Annotated in this window: 3 protein-coding genes; all 3 read left to right on the forward strand. The window is 43.8% G+C overall.

Annotated features, from left to right (window positions below):
• Positions 1–225 precede the first annotated feature (225 nt).
• A complete protein-coding gene (locus ASV53_RS23735; RefSeq protein ID WP_094958960.1) occupies positions 226–546 on the forward strand; it encodes an Hpt domain-containing protein in 321 nt (106 codons plus the stop codon).
• 330 nt (positions 547–876) lie between these two features.
• Positions 877–1,827, forward strand: coding sequence for a transaldolase (gene tal, locus ASV53_RS23740; RefSeq protein ID WP_062691585.1), 951 nt, complete (start codon positions 877–879; stop codon positions 1,825–1,827).
• A 79-nt stretch (positions 1,828–1,906) separates the two neighbouring features.
• The coding region (locus ASV53_RS23745) for a thiamine pyrophosphate-binding protein (RefSeq protein ID WP_141226315.1) at positions 1,907–2,076 on the forward strand (170 nt) is incomplete at its 3' end.

The following is a 2,076-nucleotide window of genomic DNA, read 5'->3' on the forward strand; positions in this document are numbered from 1 at the left end:
TCCCAAGAACGGTAAAACCAAGACCTCAACGATATGCCAAAAATAAGAAAGCCGCTCACCTTAAGTGAACGGCATTAGACACAGACCGCCCTTTTATCCAATGAAGCTAATGAACAACACCATGTTCTATCAGCAAAGACGGGGGAAGATAACCATCCAAGTAACAGCCAGATAAGCTCTCCTCATCATCGCTATCAGTATGTTGACCTAACTGAGTTACTTGAAATGATGGACGGTGATCATGAGATGGTTCAAACCTTCTTGGTGATGTTTGCCAATGAACATGCCAAGGATGTCGATAAATTAGAGCAAGCACTAACAGAGCAAGATTTCAGCCAAGTGATTCTAATTAGCCATTCACTCAAAGGGGCGTCGGGCAGCATTTGTGCCGATGGCGTCCGTCAAGCTGCGACGATTATCGAAAAGCGCGTTAAAACGAATACCTTACCGCTTGAGGAAGATATGGATGCTCTACGAAACCAGCTCAACATTTTGGTGAATGAAATCCAGCAGCATGCCGAAAAAGAGACCGAATGCAGCATATAAACAGAGCATTTGATCGCACTAAAGATCAAATGCTCACACTAAATGCGTTTATAAAATGCAAATCGTGAATGCTTTAATGTCATAAAAACCGCTCTATTGATAATATTTACAGAATAAGTGAGATCAAAGCACGGTTTACTATGCTTTATAATTGACAGAATATGCCAAAAAGATAATTATCATTCCATCAATTGCTCTCAAGCAAACCAAATGTTCACGCAGTGATTGTTTGGTACAAACAGAAGATGTCACAAGCCAGTAAAGATAATCTTGTTAATCAATATCTGAACTAGCATTGAGACAAGTCCAATACGTAAAAGGTTGATAGATATGAGCACTAAACTAGAACAATTGCGCGCGCTTACTACTGTTGTTGCTGACACCGGTGACATTGAAGCAATTAGCAAGTACAAGCCTGAAGACGCAACAACGAACCCATCGTTGATCCTGAAAGCCGCTCAAATCGCTGAATATGCTCCTCTTATCGACGCTTCTATTGCTTACGCAAAAACACAAAGCGACGATAAAGCACAACAAGTACAAGATACTTGTGACATGCTAGCTGTTAGCATCGGTAAAGAAATTCTTAACGTTGTACCTGGCCGCATCTCAACAGAAGTTGATGCGCGTCTTTCTTACGACACAGAAGGCAGCATCACTAAAGCACGCCAACTGATTAAAATGTACAACGATGCCGGCATCACAAACGATCGCATCCTGATCAAACTAGCTTCAACGTGGGAAGGTATTCGCGCAGCTGAAGTCCTAGAAAAAGAAGGCATCAACTGTAACCTAACGCTTCTATTCTCTTTTGCTCAAGCGCGTGCTTGTGCTGAAGCGGGTGTATTCCTTATCTCTCCTTTCGTTGGTCGTATTATGGACTGGTACAAAGCGAAAGAAGGCCGTGATTTCGAAGCACAAGAAGATCCAGGCGTACTATCAGTAAGCGCTATCTACAACTACTACAAAGAGCACGGTTACAAGACTGTTGTTATGGGCGCAAGCTTCCGTAACATCGGCGAGATCCTAGAACTTGCTGGCTGTGACCGTCTAACTATCGCCCCTCAACTTCTAGCTGAACTAGAAGCGGCTGAAGGTGAAGTAGTAGAGAAGCTAATCGACTCTAACGGTACGAAAGAACGCCCTGCGGCAATGACACACGCTGAGTTCCTATGGGATCACAACCAAGACGCAATGGCAGTTGAAAAACTGGCTGAAGGTATCCGTAACTTTGCGGTTGACCAAGGCAAGCTAGAGACTATGATTGCTGACCGTCTATAAGACTAAAATCTATTTCAGAAAGCGGCCCTTATAGCCGCTTTCTTCTTTTTCGATTTGATAAACTTTTGGTGATATAACTATGGAACGTAAAGTCTTAGCAAATGCAATTCGTGCCCTAAGCATGGATGGCGTACAACAAGCAAACTCAGGCCACCCTGGCGCACCTATGGGCATGGCTGATATCGCTGAAGTACTGTGGCGTGACCACATGAACCACAACCCACAAAACCCTGAGTGGGCTGATCGCGA

Origin of the sequence: Photobacterium sanguinicancri (genome assembly GCF_002265265.1) — a bacterium.
Lineage (GTDB): Bacteria > Pseudomonadota > Gammaproteobacteria > Enterobacterales > Vibrionaceae > Photobacterium > Photobacterium sanguinicancri.

Excerpts from the sequence above, each read along its gene's own strand:
- tal (WP_062691585.1), top strand. The coding sequence starts at position 877 with ATGAGCACTAAACTAGAACAATTGCGCGCGCTTACTACTGTTGTTGCT.
- ASV53_RS23735 (WP_094958960.1), top strand. The coding sequence starts at position 226 with ATGATGGACGGTGATCATGAGATGGTTCAAACCTTCTTGGTGATGTTT.